At 46.9% G+C, this 3,196-nt stretch carries 1 protein-coding gene; it reads right to left on the bottom strand.

Annotated elements, in window-relative coordinates:
* The coding region (locus NG833_RS26800; protein ID WP_254568331.1) for a putative Ig domain-containing protein at window positions 1-3,038 on the bottom strand (3,038 nt) is incomplete at its 3' end.
* Window positions 3,039-3,196: the final 158 nt, after the last annotated feature.

Consider the following 3,196-nt stretch of genomic DNA (forward strand, 5'->3'; position numbering starts at 1 on the left):
GGCGGTTCGTTTGTATTAAAGACGGGAGGTAAATCGTTTTGAACCGTTAAGGTAAATCCTTGTGCTGCACCCAAGGAACCATCGTTAACGCCAACGACAACTTGATGAGTGCCAAAAGTGGGAGAATCCCAACGCAGTTCCCCCGTATTGGCATCCAAAGTCATGCCATTGGGAACGGAGATGGGTTGATAGATTAAAGCATCGTTATCTGCATCGGTTGCTTCAATTTGGTAGCGGTAAGGGACACCAGTGGCGGCGAAGTATTTGGCGGTGGAGGTAATGACGGGTGGGTGGTTAATGGCATCTGACCCGACTTCTATGGTGTAGGTTTGTCGGTTGGTGCTTCCTTGGGTGTCGCTAACTAATACTTCAACGTCTACCGAACCTGACTGTTGTGCAGTTGGCGTCCAGGTAATCAGTCCAGTTTCAGGTTCGATTTGCATCCCATCGGGTGCAATTCCTAAACTGCAACGTCCTCTATCATTTTCGATGTCAGTTGAAGCGATTTGATAGCGATATTCCTGTCCGACAGCGGCGGTAGTGAGGGGGACAGAAACAATTTCTGGGGGAGTGTTGATTCCTCGAACTGTTAAGTCAAATTCTTGACCCACAAAATATCCAGTTGCATCAGTGACTCGGATGGCAATTGTATGTTCGCCGAGTTGGGTGGCGTTGGGTTGCCAAGATAGCATTCCGGAGTTGGGGTCAATAACCATTCCGGAGGGTGCTTTATCTAAAGTCCATAACAGCAAGTCGCCATCGGGGTCGAATCCTTCAAGTTGATATTGATAAACCCGTTCTAAGTTGGTAATCAGATTGGGAGTGGAAGTGATGCTAGGTGCGCGATTGACAGTTTGATTCGATACATTTAATGTCCAGGATAAAGTGGTAGTATCTTCGCCATCGTTAACTTCTAAAGAAATTGGATGGGAACCGAATTGAGAGGGAGTTGGCGTCCAGACGATGCGACCCTCCGCATCCAGTTCCATTCCGGTGGGAGATTGGAGGAAGTTGAACGTTAACGGGTCGCCATCAGAATCTGTTAGAGGTAACTGATATAAATAAGTGGAACCGATGCGAACCGAACTGCGGGGGGTGGCGGTAATTTCTGGGGGGGTATTCGGACGCGGTTCGACGACAGTGGCGGTAATTGTTTGAGATGCTTCTCCACCGAGACTGTCAATTGCTTTAACGGTGAATTGAAACTCGCCGGTTTGAGAGGGAGTCCAACGCAGAATGCCAGTGTCGGGATTGAGGGTAACGCCAGTTGGGGGATTGACTAATTCGTAACGAATGTCAGCATCGCCATCGGCATCCAACGCATTGAGACGATATTCAAATAGTTTACCGCGTTGGGGTTGAATGGATGTGGGTGAAGAAGTTGTAAATGTGGGGGGAGAGTTTGGCGGTGCTACCTCCACTTGGAAGTATTGTAAATCGATACCTCCACTGGGATCGCTCACCCTGACAATCGCTTCAAACGTCCCAGTCTGTTCCTCTGTGGGACGCCAAAGAATCGTTCCGGATTCGGGATTGATATTCATCCCTTCTGGGAACAAGGTCAACTCGTAGGTCAAAGGTTCTGCATCCGCATCGAGAGCATTTGCTTGATACTTGAACGCCTCTCCTACTTCTATTGTATTCGTTGGCGCGGTACTGATAAACGACGGAATGCTATTGGGTGGAGTAGCAATCAAATGGTTGCCAAATAAATGACTGAAAGTTTCCCCATCCGCCACAGTTATGGTATCGACAAAAGCACCTGTAGTCGGTGCAGTTTCCTCATAACCATTCGGAACGAGTTGGCGTACCGTATAAGTTCCCGGCAGCAAATTATCAAAAGTGAAATGATACGGAGTCGAACCCAATAGAGAGTCGGTTTTGTTTTTGCCAGTCAACTGAGTGGGTTCGCCATCATCTAGTTGACCGTTTTCATTCAAATCCAGATAGACCGTTACATTTTCCATCAAGGGTTCTGGAGTGTAGCGCTCGTCCCACCCCCCAAAAATATCGATGATTTCCCTGGGATCTGTTACCTGAATAGCATCGGGGTCAATTTTTTGCAATTGTCCCATTCCTGCACCTGCACCAATACCAAAAGCGGTAATATTGACGCCATTCGCATTCAAGCGGTCTACCACTTCAGTATCAACCCCACCAAATCCATCAGATAAGAAAATGAGATTGGCATCTCCTGGTAAACTATTGAGCAATGCTTCTGCTTTCTCTAAAGGCGGTGTAAAATAAGTGCCCCCATCGGCAATAAAACGGTTAAGTATTTGTCGTAAGTCGGGAATTCCATCACCATCTTTATCTGCCAGAGGAGTGGTGAAAAGTTGCACTCCAGGTAAACTCGGATCCAGGTCTAGGATGCCAGCACCATCGTTAAAGGGAACCACAGCAATTTGAGTCGTGTCACCCCGTCCTTGCAGAATCAACTGTTCACTTAAAGCAACAGCAGTTGCAATTTCCATTCCCAGAATTCCCATCGGTTCGTCGGCAACCGTTTCTAACTCTGCTTCGGTCCAGTCTACATAGTTTCCGCCGGTACTTCCCGAAACATCAATGGCAAATACTATATTGGGACTGTCTCCTTGGACCAGTGTCGTATCCCGATAACCATTTCCATTTAAGTCATCAAAGACTGCGCCTTGAATCTTGCCTAATACACTATAAACGTCAACAGTAAAGCTTTGTAATGCCGTGCCGCCGCGTGCATCGTTGACCTCTACGGTAAAGTTAGCCGTATCTCCAGGTTTGGCCGATTCGGGAAACCACAATAATTCTCCGCGATCGCCATCAATAATTGCACCATTAGGTGCCTCAACTAATCGATAGCGTAGAGAATCACCATCTGGATCGAATGCTTCTAATTGATAGCGATAAGCTTTTTGATTCAATCCAACTTTAGTTGGCGGTTCGCTCTCGATTTCTGGTGGGGTATTACCGGGATCGGGCCAAATGCGAATATTATAATTTTGAATATCTTCTGCACCCAGTGGATCTTCTGCACTCAGTTGGACGGGGAAAACTCCCAAAGAGCCATCGGCGTTACTGCAGGGCTATTTCATTCTGAACAACTCCTTAAGTAATTTAAGGCCAAATCCCGTGCGACGTTGGGCTTGAGCCATATTATTAAATCCATAATCGCGGTATATATTAAGTGCAAAATTTCGAGCAACTGTCCAAATTTGAA

It is taken from the genome of Oscillatoria sp. HE19RPO, assembly GCF_024220515.1.
GTDB lineage: Bacteria > Cyanobacteriota > Cyanobacteriia > Cyanobacteriales > Laspinemataceae > Laspinema.